Below are 19649 nucleotides of genomic sequence, written 5' to 3'. Positions count from 1 at the left end.
GGGCATCACGAAGCGATGAAGCGCGCCTCGACCGTCGCAGCGATCACGATCTCATCGGGCTCGTACGACATAGACCCCGACTCCTGCACCATGTCGAACGACATCGCGCGCGATTTCATGCTCGGAGTCGGGGGAGCGGGTGCACCGGCGGAGATGAGCCCGACGTCGGCGATCTCGACGGGGACGACGGCGCTGCGACCGAGAGCCGTCGCGTAGGCCTCCGCCCGGTTGACGGCGACGCGCACAGCCTCGGCGGCCACCTCTCGTTCGACACGCGCGTTGGTCTCCGGGGTGAGGTGCCAGTTCACCCAGCCGATCTCGACGCCCTCCCAGGCGGAGACGTCGGTGACCCAGAGCGACAGTTCGGATGCTGAGGAGAACGTCGCCGTGAAATCGACGCTCGCGTAGTACACGGGAGCGAGCCGCCTGCCGTCGTTGCTCCACGGGCGTTCTGCTCGGACCGAAAGGTTCTTGCTGGTCCACTCGATGAGGGTGGACGCCGCTTTGCGCTCGACCAGGCCGGAACGAAGCGGATCGGCGAGCTCGAGTGCGCGCTCGACGACTGCGGTGCGGTCGGGGCCATCGGTGCGGACGCTGACGCGGATGGTGGCGCGCTCCGGCGCGATGCGCGCCTCGTGCTCGCCGCGGACGGTGACGGTGACATCGCTCATGTGGCGACTCTACGCGAGGGGCGGGAATGGCGGACGGTGCGGATCCGTTGTAGTCTGAGATGCTCGGGTGCTGCGGCATCCGATCTGGTAATTCCACACTGTGACAGCGGCTCCTTCGAGAGAAGGACCACGGGGCTGATCGGTTTCGACAGCGCCTGTGAATCCACGAGAAGCGGGCCGAGGATGCAGAGTTATCTCGTTAACGCTCTCTGCAAAAAAATAGTTGCCGAAGCCAAGCGCAACGACTTCGCCCTCGCTGCCTAAGCGAGCCCGATAGTCCGTCAGGCCGTGTGTGATTCCGACACGGATCCTGGCGTCATCTAGGAATCTTGCTGCGTGACGGCGTCTGGACGTCACGTGGGACTCTTGCCAGGCTGGGCTCGTCGACTTAGGTGTCTGTGACAAAGGTCGGAGCCGAGCAGAACGTCTTCACAGACTGCGCCCGGAGAAGGCGTGGAGACTCAGCGTTGGACGGGGGTTCGATTCCCCCCAGCTCCACCAGGTCGCTGTCGCAAGATCAACCCCCGTGTTCCCTACTCCTGTATGGGAACACGGGGGTTTTTCTATGCCCACTGGGCCTGTGGATAACTGGACCGTGGGCACACTTTGGGCACACTCTGAATCAGGCGGACATGCCGATCAACTTGAGCGCCGCTGTCGCGGTGTCCTTGCCGCGGGTGTTCATCAGCTCGGCGACGCTGTCGAGGTCGTCGTCGAACAGGTCTGCGTACGTGTCCAGTGTCATGGCCGCGGACTTGTGCCCCAGCATCTTCTGCACGACCTTGACGTTCGCTCCGGCGCTGATCGCGAGTGAGGCTGCCGTGTGGCGCAGGTCGTGAATCGTGAGGAGTGGGATGTCCGCGGCGCGCTGCGCTGCGACGAACCAGGATCCGGATGTCTCCGACGTGCGCGGACGGAGGATGTGCGAACCAGTCGCGCTCGCGAACACGAGATCGTTCGGGCCCTTGTCCTCCGTGAGCTTCTCGAGCGCCTTCGTGAGGAACGCGGGGAATGGGACCGTGCGACGTTCCCACGACTTCGGCTCCCCGACGTGGATGTCGGCGTTTACCTGAACCGCGTTCTCCCGAATGTGGAGCCGATGACGGAGGAAGTTCACGTGCTTCACGCGGAGGCCGATAGCTTCGCCCCAGCGGATGCCGCAGTACGCCAGCACGAGAACGAGCACGGCGAGCTGCGGGTCCTTCACGGCACCGGCGAGCCGCGCGACCTCAGCGTCCGTGAGATACCGGCGATCCTTCTTCGAGACCTTTCGCGGGAGGTTCGTGACGCGTCGTGCCGGGTTCTTCCCGATCCGTCTGTCCCGCATCGCGTCATCGAGGATGCCGCCGAGCACTCCCATGGCTCGCAGGATCACGGTCGCCGAGAGGGGAGCGCCGGCCTTCTTCGTCACTCGCTCGCGCGCGGACACGGCCACGCCCTCGACCATGTCCTGAATCCAGTTCTCCACCTCGGTCGGCTCGATGGTCGATACCGATCTGGAACCCCACTTCGGCTCAACGTGCACCCGCCAGGCCGTATCGATCGACTTGAACGACGAAGGCTTCAGCGCGCTCTTCTTTCGCAGCCACGCTGTCGAGATGTCGCTCACGGTCGTGCGGCCGCGCGCCGGGTCGATGTAGTCACCCTCGGCCTTCGCCGTGGTGATCTTCGCGAGGAACAGCTCGGCTTCCTTCTTCGTCCGGAAGCCTCGCTTCTTCGTCTGCGACTTGTCCGGTTTCCGGTAGCGGACCATGTACCGCTTCCCGGCTTTCGTCATGTAGTCGTCGATGTCTGCCATCAGGCGACCTCGATCCGGTGTGCGAACTGGCCGGCGCCCATGCGCGGGTCGACGTAGACGGCATCCGGGGTGCGGAGAAGGAGGCCGCGGAACACCTCGACCATGTCGGCGGTCACGTTCAGCGCGATCGCCATGGCCTCGACGTTGCCGTCGTGCCGCGTCTCCTGTGCCCGGTAGTCGTCGAGCCCGATCATCCGCAGCGCAGCCCACTCGTCGGCGCGACGTTCCTGCTTCGCGTTCATCGGACCGAACATCGACGTCACGTCTCCGAACACTGCATGGCAGCACTCGTGCGCGAGCGTGCTCCGGTAGACCCGCGTCGACAGATCGAACTGGATCCGGATGAGCTTCTCATCGTGGATGTACTCGCCGTCGATGTCCTCGGGCAGCTCGCAGTACTCGATCCTCACCCCCAGCGCGTCGATCATGTCGTAGATGCGCTTCAGCCTGGTGTCGTTCATCAGCCCTGCCCGTCGTCCCCTCCACGGTCGCGAGACTTCTTCTTCGCGACCCCGCGGAGTGGAGTCTGCTCGGGGGCAGGGACATTGCGCTTCCGCAGCGGTCTGACGTTCGCCACCGCCTCGGTGACAGGCAGATCGAACACCGTGCCGAAGTCCGTCACGCCGAGACGCTTCGCGATCTGATCGACGAGCTGTGCATCGGTCGCGGCCTCGAGCGCGGACTCGACGTGATCGACACCTGCTTCTTCGGCGGTGAGGTGGCCGTTGGCGACGAGCGCACCTACGGGGGAGACCCCGTACGCGCGCGCGAGTCGGATGGTCGTGTCGATCAGGAAACCGCCGTCGTTGATCTGCCTGCTCAGCGTGGCGTGGCTGACTCCGGTCTTGCTCGCGATGTCGCGCAGGGATTCCGTGGCGCCGATCATCTTGAGCCACTCATAGGGGGTCGTCATGGTGCAAGTGTGCACCACATTTGTTCCACTTGCAAGCCAATCGTTTCACGATGTTGACACGTTGGTGCACCCATGTAACGATCGGTGCATGACCGAAACAACTGGTACGACGGTGAAGATCCGTCCCGGGCTCCTCGACCGGCTCAAGGACAACTCCGGCATCCGGAGTGACGAGGCTTTTGCACGCACCATCGGGGTTTCTCGGCAGACGCTCACCCGTCTCAAGGCTGGTGACGAGCCGAATCTCCGCACCGTCGTCGGCATCGCTCAGGCGTTCGATCTGGCCTTCGGGGAAGTCGTCGTCGTGGAGCGCACGGAGGCTGTGGCGGTGCCGGCGTGAGCAACGTCACCGCGCTGCGGCGTCCCGCTGTCGAGCATCGGTACCTCTCGCCGGCCCAGGTCTGCGAGCTCGTGCCGGGGATCACCGTGGCGAACCTTCAGGAGCTGCGCAAGCGCGGCCTCGGACCGAAGTACCGCAAGCCGACCGGCGAGAACGGCAAGGTCGTCGTCTACGCAGAGTCCGACGTTCGTGCCTGGGTCGAGGCATCCGTGCACACGACGCGGGAGCAGTCATGACTTCCGGGGATGGGAACCCCGGGGCGCCCTCTGGGGATGGGGCATCGGCGGGTCGGGGCTCTGCTGGGGAGCAGCCTCGACCTGACCGGATCGGGTCGGCGCGTGTCGTGATCGGCATGGCGTCTCTGATCCTCACTCTTCTGTCGCTGGTCCTGTGGTTGGTGACGACCCGCGAGCGTGACGGTCTGTTGCTGCTCGTGACGATCTTCGCCGGCACCTACTTCTGGGCGATCGGCGCCTTCACTCGGGCCTTCTGGCGTCGTTGACGCGGCCTGAACTTTTCGACTCACACGAAACCTAGGGATGGGTGAAATGACAGCAGTATTTGGCGCGCCCGAATGGCGTGCACGGAGCGGCCGGCTGGTGAAGGTTGACACGGCGGGTGCGTTGCACTTCAACCACACGAACGGATACCTCGGCCCGGTCGAGGTGATGGATGCCGAGGAGTACTTCCAGGCTCGGGAGGACGCACGCCGGGGGCGGTGGCGTGACCCGCATAGCCCCGACTTCGTGGTCTACCCCTCGGCTGACGGTCGGGTGCGTGTCATCGATGAGCGGAGCGGGATCCACCTCACGGCATCGCGGGAAGACGCCCATGGTTTCGAGCCGCAGGGTTACCTGAGAGGCCTGTTCAAAGCGGCGTGGGCGTACTTCGATGCGCACCCGGAGGTGAAGCCCTGGCATGACGCGAAGGAAGGCGAGGTGTGGCTGCTGAAGTTCCCGAACTCGGCTCAGCCATGGTTCGTCAACGGCGACTACTTCCAGTCGGTGAAGACGCTCACGAACATCTCCAAGGATGATGCTGGGATTCAGGCTGCACGGCGCATCTGGCCCGAGGACGCGTCGTGAGCGTGTCGGATGCTCCGGCGCCCGCGGAGTCGATCCCGGCGGTCACGGCGCCGGTGAAGCTTCCCCCGTTGGTGCCGTCCCGGTTCCCGGTCGCGACGGTGGTCGGGGTGCTGATGGTGCTCGCGGTCGGTGTGGCCGTCGTCGGAGTGGCGGTGACCTGGTGAGCGTCGTGCTCGGCGTGGACTCGTCGCTGACGATCTCCGGCTGCGCGCTCGTCCGCTTCGGTGATGGCCCGGATGCCGCAGACCCGGTGTGGGAGACGTGGCGCGGCCGGACGGTCGCCGCCGAGGTCGAGACGGTCGAGACGCTGCGCCGCCGGATCCGGGTGATGCTCCGCGAGATCCTCGCTATCGTCCCGCCGCGGCTGACGCTGTCGGTCGTCGAGGGCCCGGCGATGAGCGCGAAGTACACGCCGCTGGCGGATGAACGGGCGGGGCTGCGGTGGATGCTCATCGATCAGCTCATGGCGCGGGGGCCGGTGGCGCTCGTGTCGCCGATCTCGCGGCAAGCGCTGTCGGGCGTCGGGACGATCCCTCGGGGCACGAAGGGTCCGCAGAGGAAGCGGATGGTCACGGCTGCCGTGGTCCAGATGCTCCCGGGCGTGCACGTGCCCGATCACAACGTCGCTGATGCGGTCGCGCTCGCGGCTGCCGGCGCGCACCGGGTGGGGCTGCGGATGCCCTATTCGGTGAAGCAGGAGAAGGCGCACGCGAACGTCGCGTGGCCTGTGGAGTCGGTCGCCTGAGCGGCCGAGACGGGAATGGGAACGATGGAAATCAAGCCGACGAGTTTCGCGCGGGGTGTGCCTCCGGAGGAGCGGAACGGGTTCTACGGCCTGGAGCAGCAGCTCATCGATCACGCGCAGGACGCGCAGCCGATCGTCGCGATCGTGACGTACACGCTCGACGAGGTCGTGTCGAAGGCGCTGGCGGGGGAGACGTACCCCGTCGTGAAGGCGTTCAGCATCGAGCCGCTGCACGACGAGAAGTCGATCGCGGCCGCGGTGAAGCTCCGGGACGCGGCCCTCAAGGAGCGCACGGGCGTGGACCAGCTCGATCTGCCCGAGGTGGATGCGTGAGCGCGATCTCGCTGGACCGCCCCGAGGTGATCTCGGGGCGGTTCGAGACGGCCATGCCGGAGGACGAGTATCACGCGCATCCTGCGCTCTCGGCGTCCGGGATGAAGGCGCTTCTGCGGTCGCCGAAGTACTTCCGTCTGTCGAGGACGGAGAACCGGCCGCGCACGGAGTTCGATGTGGGGCATGCGGTGCACGCCCGGGTCCTCGGCGTCGGTCTCCCGATCGTGGAGATCCCGTTCTCGCTTCTCTCTTCCAACGGTGCCGTCTCGACGAAGGGCGCGAAGGAGTTCGTCGCGAACGCCCGTTCGGAGGGCAAGGTGCCGCTGAAGCCCGCGACGTTCGCCGAGGTGGTTCGCGCGTCGGACGCCGTCTTGACGAACGCGAAGGCGCGCACGCTGCTGGAGCAGCCGGGCTTCACAGAGGTCTCGCTGTTCGCCGAGGACCCTGAGAGCGGCGTGCCCCTGCGTGGGCGGATCGACCGGCTCGCGGGAACGACACTCATCGACCTGAAGTCGGCGGCCGACGTGCGCACCCGGAGGATCACGACGAGCGTCGTCGACTTCGGCTACGACCTGTCGGCAGTCGTGTATCGGCGGCTCGTCGAGCTCGTGACCGGTGAGAAGGCATCGCCGATGCACCTGATCTTCGTCGAGAAGGACGCCCCGTACGAGGTGCGCGTCGTGAAGCTCGCGAATCCCGTGTGGCAGCTCGGCGGGGAAGCGAAGATGCGCGCCGCGATCGATCTGTTCGCGTGGTGCACCGAGCAGGGCGTCTGGCCCGGCGATGACGAAGACGGCGGAGAGATCCGTGACCTGCCCGTGCCGGCTTGGTACGAGCGGCAGATGAACGCGCTCGAGGAGGACCTGCTGTGAGCACAGCACTGATGCCGACGTCGACGGCGGCGAGCGACTGGACCGACGAAGAGAAGGCGGTCGTCGAGGCGGCCGGGCTGGTGTTCATCCACCAGTACGGGGAGCACAAGGGCGCGAAGGTTCTCGCGCCGCGGCCCGTGATCGCGAAGTTCATGCACATCTGCGAGCGGACGGGCCTGGACCCGCTTGCACGCCAGATCTACTGCATCGGCCGGTTCGGGTCGGACGGCCTTGAGTGGTCGGTGCAGACGGCGATCGACGGTTTCCGTGTGATCGCGGAACGGTCGAAGCAGTACGCCGGCCAGGACGAGGCCGAGTGGCTGACCCCGGCGGGTGAGTGGGTGCCAGCGTTCGTGAAGGCCCTGCATGGGGAGCACCCGCTCGCTGCGCGCGTGAAGGTGTACCGCCACGACTGGGACCGCCCGATGGTCGGCATCGCGACGTGGGACGAGTACGCGCAGACGAAGCGCAACGGTGAGCTCACGGCCATGTGGAAGGACCGGGGGCCGGGGCAGCTCGCGAAGTGCGCTGAGGCGCTGGCGCTCCGCAAGGCATTCCCGCAGGACCTCTCTGGCATCTACACGGATGACGAGATGGACACGCAGGTGCTGGAGTCCGCCGACGGCGATGCGCAGGACGATGCGGCACCTCGTCGCCGCCGCGGCATCCCGACGCTCGCCGACCGGGCGCGGGCCGCCGTGCATCACGCGGCCGAGGTCGTCGAAGAGGCGGAGGTCGTCGAGGATGAGCCGACGGATGCCGTCGCCGCCGAGCCGGAGGTCCAGGCGAGTCAGGATCTGGGCTTTACGTGCTCAAACTGCGGCGTCGAGTGCGTCGCCGAGGACGGCGGCATCTGCACCAACTGCGAGGCCGATATCGCGGCAGAGGCTGGTGAGCAGGCATGAGCGTCCCTCTCGTGCGGAATCAGTACGGCGCGATCCTCGGGATCGACTGGCGGCGGGTGCCGGGCGCTGCGCTCGGCCCCGTCCCCGGGCGGATCGACGTCCGCGACGTCATGCCCGGTGACCGGGTCCGTCTCGGCGGGCAGCTCGTCGTCGTGCTGAAGGTCGTCGGCAGCCGGTCCGCGAAGGCGCTGCACGTCATCACCCGGACGGACGGTGGCGCGGAGATCGTCCACGAGGCCGTGATCGGTGAGCAGATCGACGTCGTCGAGGTCGGGGTGTTCGGATGAGCGGGCAGCGGCAGATCGTCCGTCAGGGCGACGTCCTCGTCTGGGATGACGGGACGCTCATCGACGTCGAGACGCTCGAAGCGTTCACCGAGGAAGCGCGGCTGATCGCGCACCCGCTCGACGGTTCGATGATCCGGACGCCGGACTCGGTGATCCGTGACCTTGATGATGCGTCCCGGTGGGCGGCGCGGATGGTCGCGATCATCGCGACGGCGGAGGAGATCAAACGGAAGGCGTCGGGCGAGTTCGGGGACGCGAAAGCCACCGCGGTGCTCGCCATGGCGGGGTATCCAGTGCGGGAGCAGCCGTCTCGGGTGCGGCTCGCGACGGTCGCTGAGCGTGAGGCGTACGACCGTGCGGTCGTGGTGTTCGAGAAGGCCCGCCGTGTGGGCAACCTCCTGTCGGACTTCACCACTCGCCTGCAGTCGATCGGTAAGCAAGTCGAGCTCACCTACCGGAACGGGAGTGGGCAGTGAGACCGCAAGTCGACGAGGACCGGGTCGTTCTTGAAGCGCTGGACTTCGACGTCCCGTGTGCCGAGTGCGGCGGCCCCGCTGCATGGGGGCTGACGGCGATCTGCTGCGGGATGAGCACCACGAAGTGTCTCGAGTGCTTCGCACGCTGGGAAACCATCGTCGCTCAGCGGCTCGGCCGCATCGTCGAGTGCCCCGGGTGCAAGCACGTCGGGAATCTGTCGTGGGACTGGTACCGGACGGCGCGTCTCTGATGGGCGTCGGGGACTTCACCGCGGTGGTGGTCCGGGTCGCGTTCTTCGATCGGGAGCGGGGACGGTGCTTCCGCTGCCGGCGCCCGCTCCGGTTCGAGGACCGCGGCATCGGGTGGTCTGCGCATCACAGGAAGCCCCGCGCCAACGGTGGCACGTCGGACCCGGCGGTCGGCGACATCAGCAACTGCCTCATCCTCTGCGGCACCGGGACGACCGGATGCCACGGCTGGGTGGAGAGCAACAGGGCGAAGGCCCGCGAACAGGGGTACCTCGTCTCGGCGATCGGGATCGCGATCCCCGCCGACGTGCGAGTGACAAGACAGGACGGCAGCTGCTGGCTCATGACGAGCAGCGGACTGGCCGTACGAGTGAAGAACGGAGCAGGACATTGAGCAGGCCAGAGGGATTCGCGGCCGTGCCGAACTGGATGATTCGGGACGAGTCGATCGACGGGTACGAGATCGCCGTCTACACGGCTCTCGCCTCGCACACGGGCCCGGGCGGCATCCGCCCCTCGCAGGCGACGCTTGCACGTGAGGCGCGGTGCTCGGAGCGGAAGGTCCGCGACACGCTGCAGAAGCTGATCGACCGCGGCGTGATCGAGGTGATTCGCCGCAGGCGACGAGGATCCGGCGCCGGGCGACATGGTGCTCTGACGGATGGGTACCGTCTGCTCCCGCACGGGCCGCTCGCGGACACGGAGTTCGCGGAGGCTGACGAACCGGCATCCGGTGCCGGTAGGTCCGGTGACCAACCGGCACCTGACGACCGACCAACCGGCACAGGCGTGCAATCACTCCTCTCTATAGAAGAAGAACCCGTAGAAGAAGAGACATCGGACGTCGCACGCGACGCCCTCCCGGCGCGCGCCGAGTCGAAGGTCGACGAGCTGTGCGCTCTGCTCGCCGAGCTCGTTGTGGCGAACGGGCACAAGGTCGGGAAGGTCGGTCAAACCTGGCGGGCCGCGTGCGAGCGGCTGATTCGCCTCGACGGGTACTCGGTTGAGCAGATCGAGTGGATGATCCGATGGTCAACTTCGCACGAGTTCTGGGCGGCGAACATCCGATCGATGCCGACGCTGCGGGAGAAGTTCTCCACGCTCGTGCTCCAGGCGAAACGTGACGCGTCCCGCCACCAGGCGCAGTCGCCGACGGCACGCGCGAACTCCGTCATGGAGATGGGGCGCCGTCTCGCTGAGGCAGGGGTGACGCGATGACCATCGACGAGACAGCGACATTGCTCGCCAACATCCAGCTCATCGACAACCGCCGTGTCGAGGAAGAGACGATCATCGCCTGGCACGTGCTCGTCGGTGACCTCGACTTCACGATGTCGCTCGAAGCCGCCCGGCTTCACTTCCGCGACTCCACCGAGTACCTGAAGCCCGCGCACGTCCGCGCCGGCGTCGAGCGGATCCTGCTCGCCGGTCTCGGCTCACGCCAGGACGAGTTCGGCAACGACATCGAGACCGACGGTCCGGCGCTCGCCGCGTTCCAGCGCATCAGCGCATCCCGGAAGGAGCTGTCCGCATGAGCGACTACATCGACGAGCAGCCTCCCGAGGATCCGTACGGCGAGTCCGTGCCCGTGATCGACCAGGCCGTGTTCGCGGAGCAGTCGGTGCTCGGCGGGATGATGCTGTCCGCGAAGGCGCTGAAGGAGTGCCTGGAGCTCGTGGACGCCGCGAGCTTCAACCTCCCGAAGCACGAGGTCATCTTCGCCGCGATCCGGACGCTCTCGGGCACCGACGCTCCCGTCGACGTCGTCTCGGTCACGGACGAGCTGCTGCGCACCGGGCTGTTGCACCAGGCCGGCGGCGTGGACTACCTCCACGCGCTGACCTCGATCGTCCCGACGGCGGCGAACGCGGGCTACTACGCGGGGATCGTCGCCGACGCGGCGATCGGCCGTGGTGTCATCGACGTCGGGAAGCGGCTGCAGCAGGATGCCGTCGAACCGGGCGTCGCGATCGCTCGCGCCGTCGAGGACCTCCGCAAGCTCCAGGACCAGGCCGCGACCGGTGCGAAGTCCGTCCGGTGGCTGCGCGAGGTGCTCGACGTCCCCGAGGACGAGGACGCCTACGACTGGGTCATCCCTGGTCTGCTCGAGCGGCAGGACCGGCTCATGCTGTCCGCCGCGGAGGGCGTCGGGAAGTCGACGTTCCTCCGGCAGATCGCGATCCTGTCTGCCGCCGGCATCCACCCGTTCCAGTTCACCCCGATCGAGCCGGTGAACGTGCTCGTCATCGATGCGGAGAACAGCGAACGGCAGTGGCGGCGTGCCGCACGGTCGCTGACGGAGCGCTCGCAGATGTTCGGGGCCCGGGATCCGCGGAGCTTCCTCGCCGTGCACTGCGTGCCGGTGATGGACATCACGAAGCCGCATGACCTCGCGCAGATTCACCGGTGGATCGACGAGGCCCGCCCGGACGTGCTGCTTCTCGGCCCGCTGTACCGGATGACGTCCGGGTCGCTGAACAAGGAGGAGGACGCGAAGCCGGTGCTGAACGCCCTCGACTCCATCCGGGAGCGGGACCTCGCGATGCTCATCGAGGTCCACGCGGGCCTCGAGCGCGACAGCGCGGGGGAACGCGGCCTCCGCCCCCGCGGATCCTCGACGCTCCTGGGCTGGCCGGAGTTCGGCCTAGGGCTGCGCCGCGACAAGGTCCAGGAGGGCCGGGTCGGGACTTTCAGCATGGTCCGCTGGCGCGGCGACCGCGACCGACGCGAATGGCCGAGACGACTGATCCACGGGCAGCAGTGGCCGTGGGAACCGAGCTACTGAGAGAAGGACTGGGGATATGGCTATCGAAGAGAACATCAGCATCACGCGCTTCGTCGCGGCGGCGGACTGGACGGACGAGTCCACGGTCGTGCTCCGCATGCGGAAGAAGAAGCGCACCGAGATGTCGCCGGAGCAGGCGATCCTGCTCGCCGCGGAGCTCGTCGAAGCGGCCGGGGAGGCGCTGCTCGCGGCTGCGCAGGCCGTGCGCGACGTCGAGCCGGTCGCGGTCGACCTGATCGGGCGCATGTCGCCGGACTGCGCCGCAGGGAAGCACCCGGTTTCGTGGCAGGACATGGCGTGGAGCGACGAGCTCGACACTGAGGTGCCGTGCGAGTGCCCGTGCCACGCCGCATCGACGGCTGAGGGGCGTGCAGCATGAGCGCCTGGCCTGACACGATGACGGTCGCGCCGATCCGGCAGTGGCCCGGCGAGCTCACCCGCAACCGCAGTCGGTCGCTGTTCAAGGCCGGACTGTCGGACACGCTCGACCTTCTCGACCGAGAGATCTGGCACCTGTGCGACACCCGCTCACAGAGGATGTCGGCCGAGCTGCTGATCGCGATCCCCGCCGGTGACCTGTGGAGGCTCGACGGGAAGCCACGGGCGCATGCGGTCGCTGAGCATCCGGGCGTGATCTTCTCGCTCGAGTCGAAGCATGGGCACCTGTCCTACCCGTGCGACACGTTCACGACGTGGCAGGACAACCTCCGTGCGATCGCCCTCGCCCTCGAGGCGCTCCGCAAGGTCGACCGGTACGGGGTGACGAAGCGGGGCGAGCAGTACCGCGGGTTCCTCGCGATCGAAGCGACCGCGGCGCCGGCGGGGTTCGCGACGGCGGATGCCGCGCTGGACTTCCTGGAAACGCTGGTCGGTGACCAGTGGAGGGGCGGGCACATCCCGCGTGAGCGCAGTTCCTCCGTCGCACGAGTATTGCGTGGTGCTCAGCGGCGCACGCACCCAGACCACGGGGGTGACGCAGCTACGTTCCAGCGCGTCACGCTCGCTGAGGCGAAGCTCCGAGAGGCGGGTCTGCTGTGAGCGCGTCAGGCGTCAACGCGGAGGAACTCGATGCCCTGCCCACCGACGGGGAAGCGCACGTCCTCGCCGGAGAGCTCCCAGACGAGCTGCATGGGAGCGCGCAGCCTGTCGATGCCAGCGCGGATGTCTCGGTACTCGGCGTCGGAGACGTGGTGGTCGCGGCCGTGAACGCGGACGATCCAGTGGTGCTCGGTCATGGACCGAACTCTACCGGCGCAGGCCCGGCGCTCACCGTGCACGCCGCGTGCGGGAAGTCGTGGAAGCAGCGCGGCAACCGCACGGGGCATTGCTCCGGATGCCACCAGACCTTCGAGGGCGTGACCCTGTTCGACCAGCACCGTCGAGGTGGTGTCTGCGCCGACCCGAGGTCGCTGACCGCCGAGGGGCTGCCGCTCATCTTCGACGGCACCCACGGCGACGGCTCGTGGCGCGCGGATGCTTCCCGCATGAAGGCCGGATTCAAGGACCGCGAATCGACGGCCGCCGCATGAGCGCAGAAGACGTCCACGCCACGAGCGCCGAGACCGGCCGCGCATACTGCGGCCACCGAACGAAGAAGACCACCGACGCGTGGAAACGCGTCACCTGCAGCGACTGCCAGGCAGCGCACCGAGCAGACCAGGAGAACCGATCATGAGCGCACTGCTCACCCTGAACACCGGCAACGACGGCCGCCCGTACGACGACTTCCTGAAGGAGAAGGTCGCGTTCGACCGGTCCTTCGGATTCGACGTCGACGACGCCGACCTGTCGTCGATCTTCCAGCCCGAGCACCCCGACTTCAAGCCGCACCAGCGCGACATCGTGAAGTGGGCCGTGAGCGGTGGCCGGCGCGCGATCTTCGCCCGCTACGGGCTCGGGAAGTCCGTCATGCAGCTGGAGGTCCTGCGCCTGTGCACCACGCACCGCCTCTCGGGATCCGTTAACGGCCGGGGACTGCTCGTCGCCCCGCTCGGCGTCCGCTTCGACATCATCCGCGACGCCCGCGAGCTGCTCGGCATCGAGGTCCGGTTCGTGCGCCGCACCTCCGAGGTCGACCTCACCTGGTCGGGGATCTACGTCACGAACTACGAGAGCGTGCGCGACGGGAAGCTCGACGTGAACCTCTTCGACGCCGTGTCCCTCGACGAAGCCGCGATCCTCCGCTCGTACGGCTCCGACACCTACCAGACGTTCCTGCCCCTGTTCGCCGACATCCGGTACCGGTTCGTCGCCACCGCGACGCCATCCCCGAACAGGCACAAGGAGCTCATCCACTACGCCGGGTTCCTCGGCATCATGGACACCGGCCAGGCGCTCACCCGGTTCTTCAAGCGCGACAGCTCGAAGGCGAACCAGCTGCACCTCTACCCGCACAAGCGGCGCGAGTTCTGGCTGTGGCTCAACACGTGGGCATGCTTCCTGCAGCGGCCCTCCGACCTCGGGCACTCCGACGACGGCTACGCGCTCCCGCCGCTCGAGGTGATCTGGGACCAGGTCGAGGTCGACATCCTGTCCGACCATGTCGAGAAGGACGGGCAGGGCGTCCTCGTCCGGGCCGGCGGTATGTCAACTGTTGACGCCGCGCGGGAGAAGCGTCGCACCCTCGGCCCGCGCGTCAGCCGCGCCATGCAGCGTGTCGAAGAGCACCTGGCCGCCCGCGAGGTGGGGGAGCAGATCATCCTCTGGTGCCACCTCAACGACGAGCAGGACGAGCTCGAGCGAGAACTCCGCGAGCAGGGCATCAGCTTCTCCACAGTGCGCGGCGCGCAGTCCGACGACGAGGTCGAGCACCAGCTGCGGGAGTGGCTCGAAGGCCGCACGTACGCGCTCGTCGGGAAGCCGATCATGCTCGGCCGCGGCCTCAACCTTCAGCAGGCGTCGACGGCCGTGTTCGTGGGGATCACGCACAAGTACGAGGAGACGATCCAGGCTGTGCACCGCACGCACCGGTTCGGTCAGACGCGACCCTGCACGGTGCACCTGATCTACGCCGAGACGGAGAGCGCAGTGCGCGACGACCTCGAGGCGAAGTGGAGCGAGGACGACAAGCTCACCGACACCATGTCCGAGGTCCTCCGCGAGTTCGGCCTGTCGGCGACCGCGATCAGCGCGGCCCTCACCCGGGCGATGGGCGTCGAGCGTGAGACGCACAGCGGCAACGGCTGGACGATCGCACTGAACGACTCGGTCGTCGAGTGGCGTGACCACGTCGACCGCGACTCGTTCGGCCTGATCGTCACGTCGATCCCGTTCGGCGGGAAGTACGAGTACTCGCCGAACTACGCCGACTTCGGCCACGTCGACGACAACGCCCAGTTCTGGTGGCAGATGGACTACCTCACCCCGTCGCTCTACCGCGCACTCATGCCGGGCCGGATCCTCGCCGTGCATGTGAAGGACTTCCCGGTCCCCGGCTCCCAGACCGGCGCCGGCGTCTACACCTCTGACACCATGCACGCGGAAGCGATCGCCCACTACCGGAGCCACGGCTTCGACTACTCCGGCATGATCACCGTCACCACCGACGTCGTCCGCGAGAACAACCAGACCTACCGGCTCTCGTTCTCCGAGATGCTGCTCGACCACTCGAAGATGGGCGTCGGCGCCCCGGAGTACGTCCTGCTGTTCCACAAGCCGCAGACGGACAGGAAGAAGGGCTACGCCGACGAGCCGATCGCGAAGGTCTGCGCCACCCACCAGCCGCTGCTGAAGCGCAAGGTTCCGCGGTCGCAGTGGGGCCCGTGCTCCAGCGAGCAGCCATGCCCCGAGTACTCCGTCGGACGCTGGCAGATCGACGCCGCCGCGGAGTGGCGGACCGGCGGCGACAGGCTGCTCACTGGCGACGAGCTCGCCGCGCTCGAGGTCGGCGTCCGCGCGAAGCTGTTCACCGCCCAGTCCGAGCACACGGTCTACGACTACGACGCGCACGTCGAGCTCGCTGACCGTTTCGCCGCGAAGAACGCCCTACCGGGTACGTTCGCGTCGCTCGTGCCTGGATCCTGGCGGCCGGACGTGTGGACCGACGTCCTCCGCATCGACACGCTCAACAGCGAGCAGCGCCGCCGCGAGGTCGAAGCGCACATCTGCCCGTTCCCGCTCGACATCCCGCGCCGCCTGATCACGATGTTCTCGAACCCGGGCGAGCTCGTCGGCGACCCGTTCTCTGGTCTCGGCTCCACGGTCCTCGAAGCCGTGAAGCTGGACCGCCGCGGGTTCGGTTCCGAGCTCAACCCGACTTCGGTCGCGGACTCCGTCGTCTACCTCACCCGCCACGACATCGCGAAGGCGACGCCGACGCTGTTCGACCTGCTCGACCTCGAAGGGAGCGCTGCCTGATGCTCGCAGTACCGATGATGGGCCGTCTCGGCGATGCGTCCGAGATCACCGCCGTGGTGGACTACTGCGGCGCCGGCGGCGAATCGCAAGGTCTCGTGGAGGCGGGCATCCGCGTCGTGCAAGCCGCGAACCACGACGAGAAGGCGATCGACACGCACTCCGCGAACCACCGCGACACCGACCACCTGCTCACCGACCTGCTCGTGCAGGATCCGCGCCGCCGACCACGCGCGCACATCTACCAGGCATCACCGGAGTGCACCTGGCATTCGCCCGCCGGCGGCCGGAAGAAGCACCGCCACCGCGAGATGCTCGACATGTTCGACGACTACGTTCCGGATGCGGCGGGGGAGCGGTCGCGCGCCACGATGATGACCGTGCTCGGCATGGCCGAGGCGAAGCGGTACCCGATCGTGATCGTCGAGAACGTCGTCGAGGTCGCCGACTGGGAGATGTTCGAGGTGTGGCTCGCGGGCTTCACTGCCCTCGGCTACGACCACCAGATCCTGTCGGTGTCGGCCGCGCACATCTGGTCCGAGAAGAACGCGCCGGCGCCGCAGTGGCGGGACCGAATCTACTTCGTCTTCTACTTGCACGGCATCCCGTTCCCGGACATCTCACCGCGACCCTTCGGGCACTGCTCGGACTGCGGCGGCGACGTCCGCCTCATCCAGTCGTGGAAGAAGCCCGGCCGGAAGATCGGGAAGTACCGCGCCCAGTACGTCTATGCGTGCCCGGTGCCGGGGCATCCGGTCATCGAGCCGTACGTGATGCCCGCGCTCGACGCTCTCGATCTGTCGGACCTCGGCACGCGCATCGGTGACCGGAAGCGCCCCCTCGCAGCGGCCACCATGCGGCGCATCCGCGTCGGCGCGCTCATGTTCGGCGGCGAGCCGGAGGTCGTCTCCCACACCGGCCACACCTATGACGCGACGTCGCCGCGGCATCCCCGCTCCGGCGACCCGAACGCCTACCACCGGGTCTGGCCGGCGGCGGATCCGCTCATGGCGAGGACCTCCGGGCCCGGCGACGCGATCGTGCACCCGTACCTCACCACGGTGAACCACGGCGGCGACGACGGCCGCGCCTTCGACCCGGCAGCCTCGGCGATGCCGACGCGGTCGACGAAGCTCGGCGAAGCGGTCGTCACACCGTACATGGTGCAGCGCCGCGACTACAACGGCCCGGACGCGTCTCGGGTGACCGGTGTGGATGCGCCGATGCCGACGCGCACCGCCAGCGATCGAGGCATCCACGGTCTCGTCGCACCGGAGCCGTTCATCTCGCATCAGTACGGCGCGGTGAAGGGCTCCGAGCACCGCAACAGCGACCCCGCTACGGCGCCGCTCGGCACGATCACCGCGGGCGGCGGGCACCACAATCTCGTCACGCCTCCGGTCGGGATCACGCTGCGGAAGAACGCGCGCCCCTATGCGACCGACGAGCAGCCGACAGCGACCATGGCAGCAGCTGGCGGCCACCACGGATTCATCTCACGGCAGTACACGCAGAAGGGCGACCAGGGACACCTGAACACCCCGCTCGATGCTCCGCTGCACACGATCACCGCGTCAGGAGGGAACCACGCTCTCGTCACCCCGACGAAGCGGCCGCGGATCGATGCGACCCCTGAGCAGATCGACGCCGTCGACGTCAGCGACTACTGGTTCCGGATGCTGCAGTGGCGTGAGCACGCGAACGCGCAGCGGTTCCCCCGCGACTACGTCTTCAAGGGCAACAGCTCCGTGAACACGCTGCACGCCGGGAACGCGGTCGCCGCGAACGTCGCCTGCTACCTCGGCTACATGTCCCGCGTCGCGCTCGGCGATATCACGCTCGAGGACGCCGGATTCGAATGGCTGGCCGCCGCATGACCGCGCACGTGCACGAGATCATCGACTGCGTCGATTGCGGCCGCCCCACACGCCCCACGTCGGCGAAGCTCGCGGACTACCCAGGCACGCTCACCCGCGGCGGGAAGGGACGCTGTCTGACCTGCTACAAGGCCACCCGCCCACCGGAGATCCGCACGTCCCTCGACTCGGGGCCACGGATCGTGCAGATGCCGCGCGAGCTCGTCTTCGCGAACGTGCCGGCCGCCCGGGAACCGCAGAAGTCCGACTGCCGTGCGTCGTGCTGCAAGACGCCGTTCATCTGCGCGAAGCGCTACCACTGCCGATGCCACGGGGAGGACTCATGACCGACATCACCTTCGTGCTCGACCCGGAGACTGCACGCGTCCAGTGGACCCACCAGCTCGAGGCGCACCTCGGCCTGGTCCCAGGGCTGCTGTCGACCGCGTTGAGCCTCGACATCGCCGCCGCGACACCGCACATCCCGGTGTCGCGTGGCGGGTCGCAGTTCGACCGCCCCCAGATCACCGGCGGCGGCTACTACGACTCCGCCCCGGTGATGATCGGCAGCAACCCGCGGGCGGCGGGGGATGCCACGTACCTGTGGTCGCTGCTCGCCGACTACGCGACCGCGGTGTCCGAATGGCTCGGCGCCGACACCACCATCCCGTCGAAGTGCCCGTCGACACCACGGGGTGCGTACGACGCCGCGAACGTGATCGTCGGGACGCTGCTGCACGCCGCCGGCGAGGTGTGGGAGCACCGGGTTCTCGACTCCTTCGAGCAGGACATGTTCGCTGAGATCCGCCGCCAGCAGCGGTGGCTGCTCCCGTCGCACAAGGGGATGCCGCAGCACGCCCGCGACTGCACCACCTGCGGGGAACCACGGTCGGTGTGGGTCACGTGGGTAGACGGCCCGAACGGGTCTCCGAAGCCCGTCCAGGTCGGGAAGTGCAAGACGTGCGGTCAGGAGTACCGCCAGAACGAAGGAGAGAACCGATGACCACTGAAACGGATCCCCGCGCGTACATCGCAGGCGGGCGACGACTGGCTGTCGAAGCGAGCCAGTCACTCGACAACTGGTGGGTTGGGGTATCGCCTCGCAACGGCTACGGCGCGCTCGTCGAAGGCTCCTGGGACGACTGGGTCATCCTCGCGAAGAAGATCCTCGCAGCGGACGCCGAACACCGCGGCGGACAGCCGACGACCTGGAGCACCGCCGTAGAGCGGGAAGCACTCGCGGCGCAGATGGAGCACGAGCCGGACTGGTCCACAGCGAAGACGGGGGAGCCGATGCGCTGCTCGTGCGGTGAGAACATCCCAGAGCCGACGTGGGAAGCCCTGTACATGCACCGCGCCGACGCGGTCCTCACGGCTGGCTTCCGGCGCACCGAGGCACCGGAGCCGAGCCGACCACCCGTGTACCTCGCCGCCGATCTATGGCAGGCGCTCGGCGCCCCAACGTCGGATTTCGACGCCTACTACGAGCGCAACGGATGGGCGGACACTTGGTCGAACGTGCTCGGTGTAGTCCGGGACCGCTTCCGGCCGAAGTGCGGGCAGGCCACAGACGGCGAGGCGTGTGTGCTCACCGCCGGTCACCTTCCGCCGCACTACGGTTCGAGCGACGTTGGTTCGTCGGAGCGTGTGCCGATTCCTGAGCCGCTGGGCGAACCGTCCGACGCGGAGGTGATCGCCGTGAAGGACGGAGTCTCGCGGCTCGCCGGCATGCAGCTGATGCGCCGCTACTCGTCGTTCGGTGATCCCTGGTGGGATGCCCTGTACAGCGGCATCGCCCGAATCGCCCTCCGAGTGATCGGTGGCGTGCGATGAAGCGCCTGCTCATCAAGCTCGGCTTCCGAATCGGTGACCCGTACGACTGGGAGCCGACGCCGATGCGTCGGTTGATCCTGTGGGCGCACCGCTTCCGCCGCAAGGCGAACGCGACATGCAACATCTGTGGGTATCGCGGCATCCGCAC

Annotated in this window: 28 protein-coding genes and 1 other RNA gene; 24 read left to right on the top strand and 5 right to left on the bottom strand. The window is 67.6% G+C overall.

Annotation, left to right across the window (positions count from 1 at the left end):
- Nucleotides 1–5: 5 nt before the first annotated feature.
- Nucleotides 6–671: an SIMPL domain-containing protein gene (locus ACI3KS_RS05365; RefSeq protein WP_404915981.1), complete on the bottom strand. Its 666-nt coding sequence runs from the start codon at nucleotides 669–671 to the stop codon at nucleotides 6–8.
- 131 nt (nucleotides 672–802) lie between these two features.
- Between ACI3KS_RS05365 and ssrA the strand changes: the two genes are divergently transcribed.
- Nucleotides 803–1172, top strand: a transfer-messenger RNA (tmRNA) gene (ssrA, locus tag ACI3KS_RS05360).
- Between the two features lie 121 nt (nucleotides 1173–1293).
- On the opposite strand, the gene ACI3KS_RS05355 is transcribed toward ssrA, so the two are convergent.
- Genes ACI3KS_RS05355 through ACI3KS_RS05345 form a run of 3 tightly spaced genes read right to left on the bottom strand, consistent with a single transcriptional unit; the run spans nucleotide 1294 to nucleotide 3382 of the window.
- On the bottom strand, nucleotides 1294–2469 hold the full coding sequence (locus tag ACI3KS_RS05355) for a tyrosine-type recombinase/integrase (protein WP_404915979.1): 1176 nt from the start codon (nucleotides 2467–2469) through the stop codon (nucleotides 1294–1296).
- Nucleotides 2469–2930 (bottom strand): ImmA/IrrE family metallo-endopeptidase, encoded by a 462-nt coding sequence (locus tag ACI3KS_RS05350; protein WP_404915977.1) that lies wholly within the window; start codon nucleotides 2928–2930, stop codon nucleotides 2469–2471. Before ACI3KS_RS05350 ends, ACI3KS_RS05355 begins: the two co-directional genes overlap by 1 nt.
- Entirely contained in the window at nucleotides 2930–3382 is a 453-nt protein-coding gene (locus tag ACI3KS_RS05345) for a hypothetical protein (protein WP_404915975.1), read from the bottom strand. The genes ACI3KS_RS05350 and ACI3KS_RS05345 overlap by 1 nt, the downstream gene beginning before the upstream one ends.
- 88 nt (nucleotides 3383–3470) lie before the next feature.
- Here ACI3KS_RS05345 and ACI3KS_RS05340 point away from each other — a divergent pair, with 88 nt between their 5' ends.
- The 17 genes from ACI3KS_RS05340 to ACI3KS_RS05260 all read left to right on the top strand — a co-directional run bounded on the left by ACI3KS_RS05340 (nucleotide 3471) and on the right by ACI3KS_RS05260 (nucleotide 12497).
- Nucleotides 3471–3722, top strand: coding sequence for a helix-turn-helix domain-containing protein (locus ACI3KS_RS05340; protein ID WP_404915973.1), 252 nt, complete (start codon nucleotides 3471–3473; stop codon nucleotides 3720–3722).
- The gene (locus tag ACI3KS_RS05335; protein WP_404915971.1) at nucleotides 3719–3958 is read left to right on the top strand and encodes a helix-turn-helix transcriptional regulator; all 240 of its coding nucleotides are present in this window, start codon (nucleotides 3719–3721) and stop codon (nucleotides 3956–3958) included. The genes ACI3KS_RS05340 and ACI3KS_RS05335 overlap by 4 nt, the downstream gene beginning before the upstream one ends.
- Before the next feature lie 116 nt (nucleotides 3959–4074).
- Nucleotides 4075–4224 (top strand): hypothetical protein, encoded by a 150-nt coding sequence (locus ACI3KS_RS05330; protein WP_404915969.1) that lies wholly within the window; start codon nucleotides 4075–4077, stop codon nucleotides 4222–4224.
- Between the two features lie 97 nt (nucleotides 4225–4321).
- A complete protein-coding gene (locus tag ACI3KS_RS05325) occupies nucleotides 4322–4807 on the top strand; it encodes a hypothetical protein (RefSeq protein WP_404915967.1) in 486 nt (161 codons plus the stop codon).
- Nucleotides 4804–4971, top strand: coding sequence for a hypothetical protein (locus ACI3KS_RS05320; RefSeq protein ID WP_404915965.1), 168 nt, complete (start codon nucleotides 4804–4806; stop codon nucleotides 4969–4971). The genes ACI3KS_RS05325 and ACI3KS_RS05320 overlap by 4 nt, the downstream gene beginning before the upstream one ends.
- A complete protein-coding gene (locus ACI3KS_RS05315; protein WP_404915962.1) occupies nucleotides 4968–5552 on the top strand; it encodes a hypothetical protein in 585 nt (194 codons plus the stop codon). Before ACI3KS_RS05320 ends, ACI3KS_RS05315 begins: the two co-directional genes overlap by 4 nt.
- A gap of 24 nt (nucleotides 5553–5576) precedes the next feature.
- On the top strand, nucleotides 5577–5885 hold the full coding sequence (locus ACI3KS_RS05310) for a hypothetical protein (RefSeq protein ID WP_404915960.1): 309 nt from the start codon (nucleotides 5577–5579) through the stop codon (nucleotides 5883–5885).
- Nucleotides 5882–6757 carry a PD-(D/E)XK nuclease-like domain-containing protein gene (locus ACI3KS_RS05305; RefSeq protein ID WP_404915958.1) on the top strand — a complete coding sequence of 292 codons (876 nt, stop codon included), beginning with the start codon at nucleotides 5882–5884 and terminating at the stop codon, nucleotides 6755–6757. The genes ACI3KS_RS05310 and ACI3KS_RS05305 overlap by 4 nt, the downstream gene beginning before the upstream one ends.
- Complete coding sequence (gene bet / locus ACI3KS_RS05300; protein ID WP_404915956.1) at nucleotides 6754–7662, top strand: phage recombination protein Bet; 909 nt, start codon at nucleotides 6754–6756, stop codon at nucleotides 7660–7662. The genes ACI3KS_RS05305 and bet overlap by 4 nt, the downstream gene beginning before the upstream one ends.
- Nucleotides 7659–7949 (top strand): hypothetical protein, encoded by a 291-nt coding sequence (locus ACI3KS_RS05295; RefSeq protein WP_404915954.1) that lies wholly within the window; start codon nucleotides 7659–7661, stop codon nucleotides 7947–7949. The genes bet and ACI3KS_RS05295 overlap by 4 nt, the downstream gene beginning before the upstream one ends.
- Nucleotides 7946–8425 (top strand): hypothetical protein, encoded by a 480-nt coding sequence (locus ACI3KS_RS05290; protein WP_404915952.1) that lies wholly within the window; start codon nucleotides 7946–7948, stop codon nucleotides 8423–8425. The genes ACI3KS_RS05295 and ACI3KS_RS05290 overlap by 4 nt, the downstream gene beginning before the upstream one ends.
- Nucleotides 8426–8645: 220 nt before the next feature.
- Nucleotides 8646–9068, top strand: coding sequence for an HNH endonuclease (locus ACI3KS_RS05285; RefSeq protein WP_404915950.1), 423 nt, complete (start codon nucleotides 8646–8648; stop codon nucleotides 9066–9068).
- Nucleotides 9065–9892, top strand: coding sequence for a helix-turn-helix domain-containing protein (locus ACI3KS_RS05280; protein ID WP_404915948.1), 828 nt, complete (start codon nucleotides 9065–9067; stop codon nucleotides 9890–9892). Before ACI3KS_RS05285 ends, ACI3KS_RS05280 begins: the two co-directional genes overlap by 4 nt.
- Nucleotides 9889–10209 carry a hypothetical protein gene (locus tag ACI3KS_RS05275; protein WP_404915946.1) on the top strand — a complete coding sequence of 107 codons (321 nt, stop codon included), beginning with the start codon at nucleotides 9889–9891 and terminating at the stop codon, nucleotides 10207–10209. The genes ACI3KS_RS05280 and ACI3KS_RS05275 overlap by 4 nt, the downstream gene beginning before the upstream one ends.
- A complete protein-coding gene (locus ACI3KS_RS05270; RefSeq protein ID WP_404915944.1) occupies nucleotides 10206–11459 on the top strand; it encodes a DnaB-like helicase N-terminal domain-containing protein in 1254 nt (417 codons plus the stop codon). Before ACI3KS_RS05275 ends, ACI3KS_RS05270 begins: the two co-directional genes overlap by 4 nt.
- A 16-nt stretch (nucleotides 11460–11475) precedes the next feature.
- Nucleotides 11476–11838 carry a hypothetical protein gene (locus ACI3KS_RS05265; protein WP_404915942.1) on the top strand — a complete coding sequence of 121 codons (363 nt, stop codon included), beginning with the start codon at nucleotides 11476–11478 and terminating at the stop codon, nucleotides 11836–11838.
- Nucleotides 11835–12497: a hypothetical protein gene (locus ACI3KS_RS05260; RefSeq protein WP_404915940.1), complete on the top strand. Its 663-nt coding sequence runs from the start codon at nucleotides 11835–11837 to the stop codon at nucleotides 12495–12497. The genes ACI3KS_RS05265 and ACI3KS_RS05260 overlap by 4 nt, the downstream gene beginning before the upstream one ends.
- Nucleotides 12498–12502: 5 nt before the next feature.
- Here the strand turns inward: ACI3KS_RS05260 and ACI3KS_RS05255 are convergent, their stop codons facing one another.
- A complete protein-coding gene (locus tag ACI3KS_RS05255) occupies nucleotides 12503–12694 on the bottom strand; it encodes a hypothetical protein (protein ID WP_404915938.1) in 192 nt (63 codons plus the stop codon).
- Here ACI3KS_RS05255 and ACI3KS_RS05250 point away from each other — a divergent pair.
- The 6 genes from ACI3KS_RS05250 to ACI3KS_RS05225 all read left to right on the top strand — a co-directional run bounded on the left by ACI3KS_RS05250 (nucleotide 12683) and on the right by ACI3KS_RS05225 (nucleotide 19501).
- Nucleotides 12683–12988, top strand: coding sequence for a hypothetical protein (locus ACI3KS_RS05250; protein ID WP_404915936.1), 306 nt, complete (start codon nucleotides 12683–12685; stop codon nucleotides 12986–12988). The two genes, ACI3KS_RS05255 and ACI3KS_RS05250, sit on opposite strands and share 12 nt — an antisense overlap.
- A 142-nt stretch (nucleotides 12989–13130) precedes the next feature.
- Nucleotides 13131–15815, top strand: coding sequence for a DNA methyltransferase (locus tag ACI3KS_RS05245; RefSeq protein WP_404915934.1), 2685 nt, complete (start codon nucleotides 13131–13133; stop codon nucleotides 15813–15815).
- A complete protein-coding gene (locus tag ACI3KS_RS05240; protein ID WP_404915932.1) occupies nucleotides 15815–17689 on the top strand; it encodes a DNA cytosine methyltransferase in 1875 nt (624 codons plus the stop codon). Before ACI3KS_RS05245 ends, ACI3KS_RS05240 begins: the two co-directional genes overlap by 1 nt.
- Nucleotides 17686–18015, top strand: coding sequence for a hypothetical protein (locus ACI3KS_RS05235; RefSeq protein WP_404915930.1), 330 nt, complete (start codon nucleotides 17686–17688; stop codon nucleotides 18013–18015). Before ACI3KS_RS05240 ends, ACI3KS_RS05235 begins: the two co-directional genes overlap by 4 nt.
- A complete protein-coding gene (locus tag ACI3KS_RS05230; protein ID WP_404915928.1) occupies nucleotides 18012–18671 on the top strand; it encodes a hypothetical protein in 660 nt (219 codons plus the stop codon). The genes ACI3KS_RS05235 and ACI3KS_RS05230 overlap by 4 nt, the downstream gene beginning before the upstream one ends.
- Nucleotides 18668–19501: a hypothetical protein gene (locus ACI3KS_RS05225; RefSeq protein ID WP_404915926.1), complete on the top strand. Its 834-nt coding sequence runs from the start codon at nucleotides 18668–18670 to the stop codon at nucleotides 19499–19501. The genes ACI3KS_RS05230 and ACI3KS_RS05225 overlap by 4 nt, the downstream gene beginning before the upstream one ends.
- Nucleotides 19502–19649: the final 148 nt, after the last annotated feature.

Source organism: Microbacterium sp. ZW T5_45 (assembly GCF_044987415.1).
Classification (GTDB): domain Bacteria; phylum Actinomycetota; class Actinomycetes; order Actinomycetales; family Microbacteriaceae; genus Microbacterium.
This window is presented reverse-complemented; position numbering and strand designations above follow the sequence as displayed.

Excerpts from the sequence above, each read along its gene's own strand:
- ACI3KS_RS05365 (WP_404915981.1), bottom strand. The coding sequence starts at position 671 with ATGAGCGATGTCACCGTCACCGTCCGCGGCGAGCACGAGGCGCGCATC.
- ACI3KS_RS05355 (WP_404915979.1), bottom strand. The coding sequence starts at position 2,469 with ATGGCAGACATCGACGACTACATGACGAAAGCCGGGAAGCGGTACATG.
- ACI3KS_RS05350 (WP_404915977.1), bottom strand. The coding sequence starts at position 2,930 with ATGAACGACACCAGGCTGAAGCGCATCTACGACATGATCGACGCGCTG.
- ACI3KS_RS05345 (WP_404915975.1), bottom strand. The coding sequence starts at position 3,382 with ATGACGACCCCCTATGAGTGGCTCAAGATGATCGGCGCCACGGAATCC.
- ACI3KS_RS05340 (WP_404915973.1), top strand. The coding sequence starts at position 3,471 with ATGACCGAAACAACTGGTACGACGGTGAAGATCCGTCCCGGGCTCCTC.
- ACI3KS_RS05330 (WP_404915969.1), top strand. The coding sequence starts at position 4,075 with ATGGCGTCTCTGATCCTCACTCTTCTGTCGCTGGTCCTGTGGTTGGTG.
- ACI3KS_RS05310 (WP_404915960.1), top strand. The coding sequence starts at position 5,577 with ATGGAAATCAAGCCGACGAGTTTCGCGCGGGGTGTGCCTCCGGAGGAG.
- ACI3KS_RS05295 (WP_404915954.1), top strand. The coding sequence starts at position 7,659 with ATGAGCGTCCCTCTCGTGCGGAATCAGTACGGCGCGATCCTCGGGATC.
- ACI3KS_RS05290 (WP_404915952.1), top strand. The coding sequence starts at position 7,946 with ATGAGCGGGCAGCGGCAGATCGTCCGTCAGGGCGACGTCCTCGTCTGG.
- ACI3KS_RS05275 (WP_404915946.1), top strand. The coding sequence starts at position 9,889 with ATGACCATCGACGAGACAGCGACATTGCTCGCCAACATCCAGCTCATC.
- ACI3KS_RS05270 (WP_404915944.1), top strand. The coding sequence starts at position 10,206 with ATGAGCGACTACATCGACGAGCAGCCTCCCGAGGATCCGTACGGCGAG.
- ACI3KS_RS05265 (WP_404915942.1), top strand. The coding sequence starts at position 11,476 with ATGGCTATCGAAGAGAACATCAGCATCACGCGCTTCGTCGCGGCGGCG.
- ACI3KS_RS05260 (WP_404915940.1), top strand. The coding sequence starts at position 11,835 with ATGAGCGCCTGGCCTGACACGATGACGGTCGCGCCGATCCGGCAGTGG.
- ACI3KS_RS05255 (WP_404915938.1), bottom strand. The coding sequence starts at position 12,694 with ATGACCGAGCACCACTGGATCGTCCGCGTTCACGGCCGCGACCACCAC.
- ACI3KS_RS05245 (WP_404915934.1), top strand. The coding sequence starts at position 13,131 with ATGAGCGCACTGCTCACCCTGAACACCGGCAACGACGGCCGCCCGTAC.
- ACI3KS_RS05240 (WP_404915932.1), top strand. The coding sequence starts at position 15,815 with ATGCTCGCAGTACCGATGATGGGCCGTCTCGGCGATGCGTCCGAGATC.
- ACI3KS_RS05235 (WP_404915930.1), top strand. The coding sequence starts at position 17,686 with ATGACCGCGCACGTGCACGAGATCATCGACTGCGTCGATTGCGGCCGC.
- ACI3KS_RS05230 (WP_404915928.1), top strand. The coding sequence starts at position 18,012 with ATGACCGACATCACCTTCGTGCTCGACCCGGAGACTGCACGCGTCCAG.
- ACI3KS_RS05225 (WP_404915926.1), top strand. The coding sequence starts at position 18,668 with ATGACCACTGAAACGGATCCCCGCGCGTACATCGCAGGCGGGCGACGA.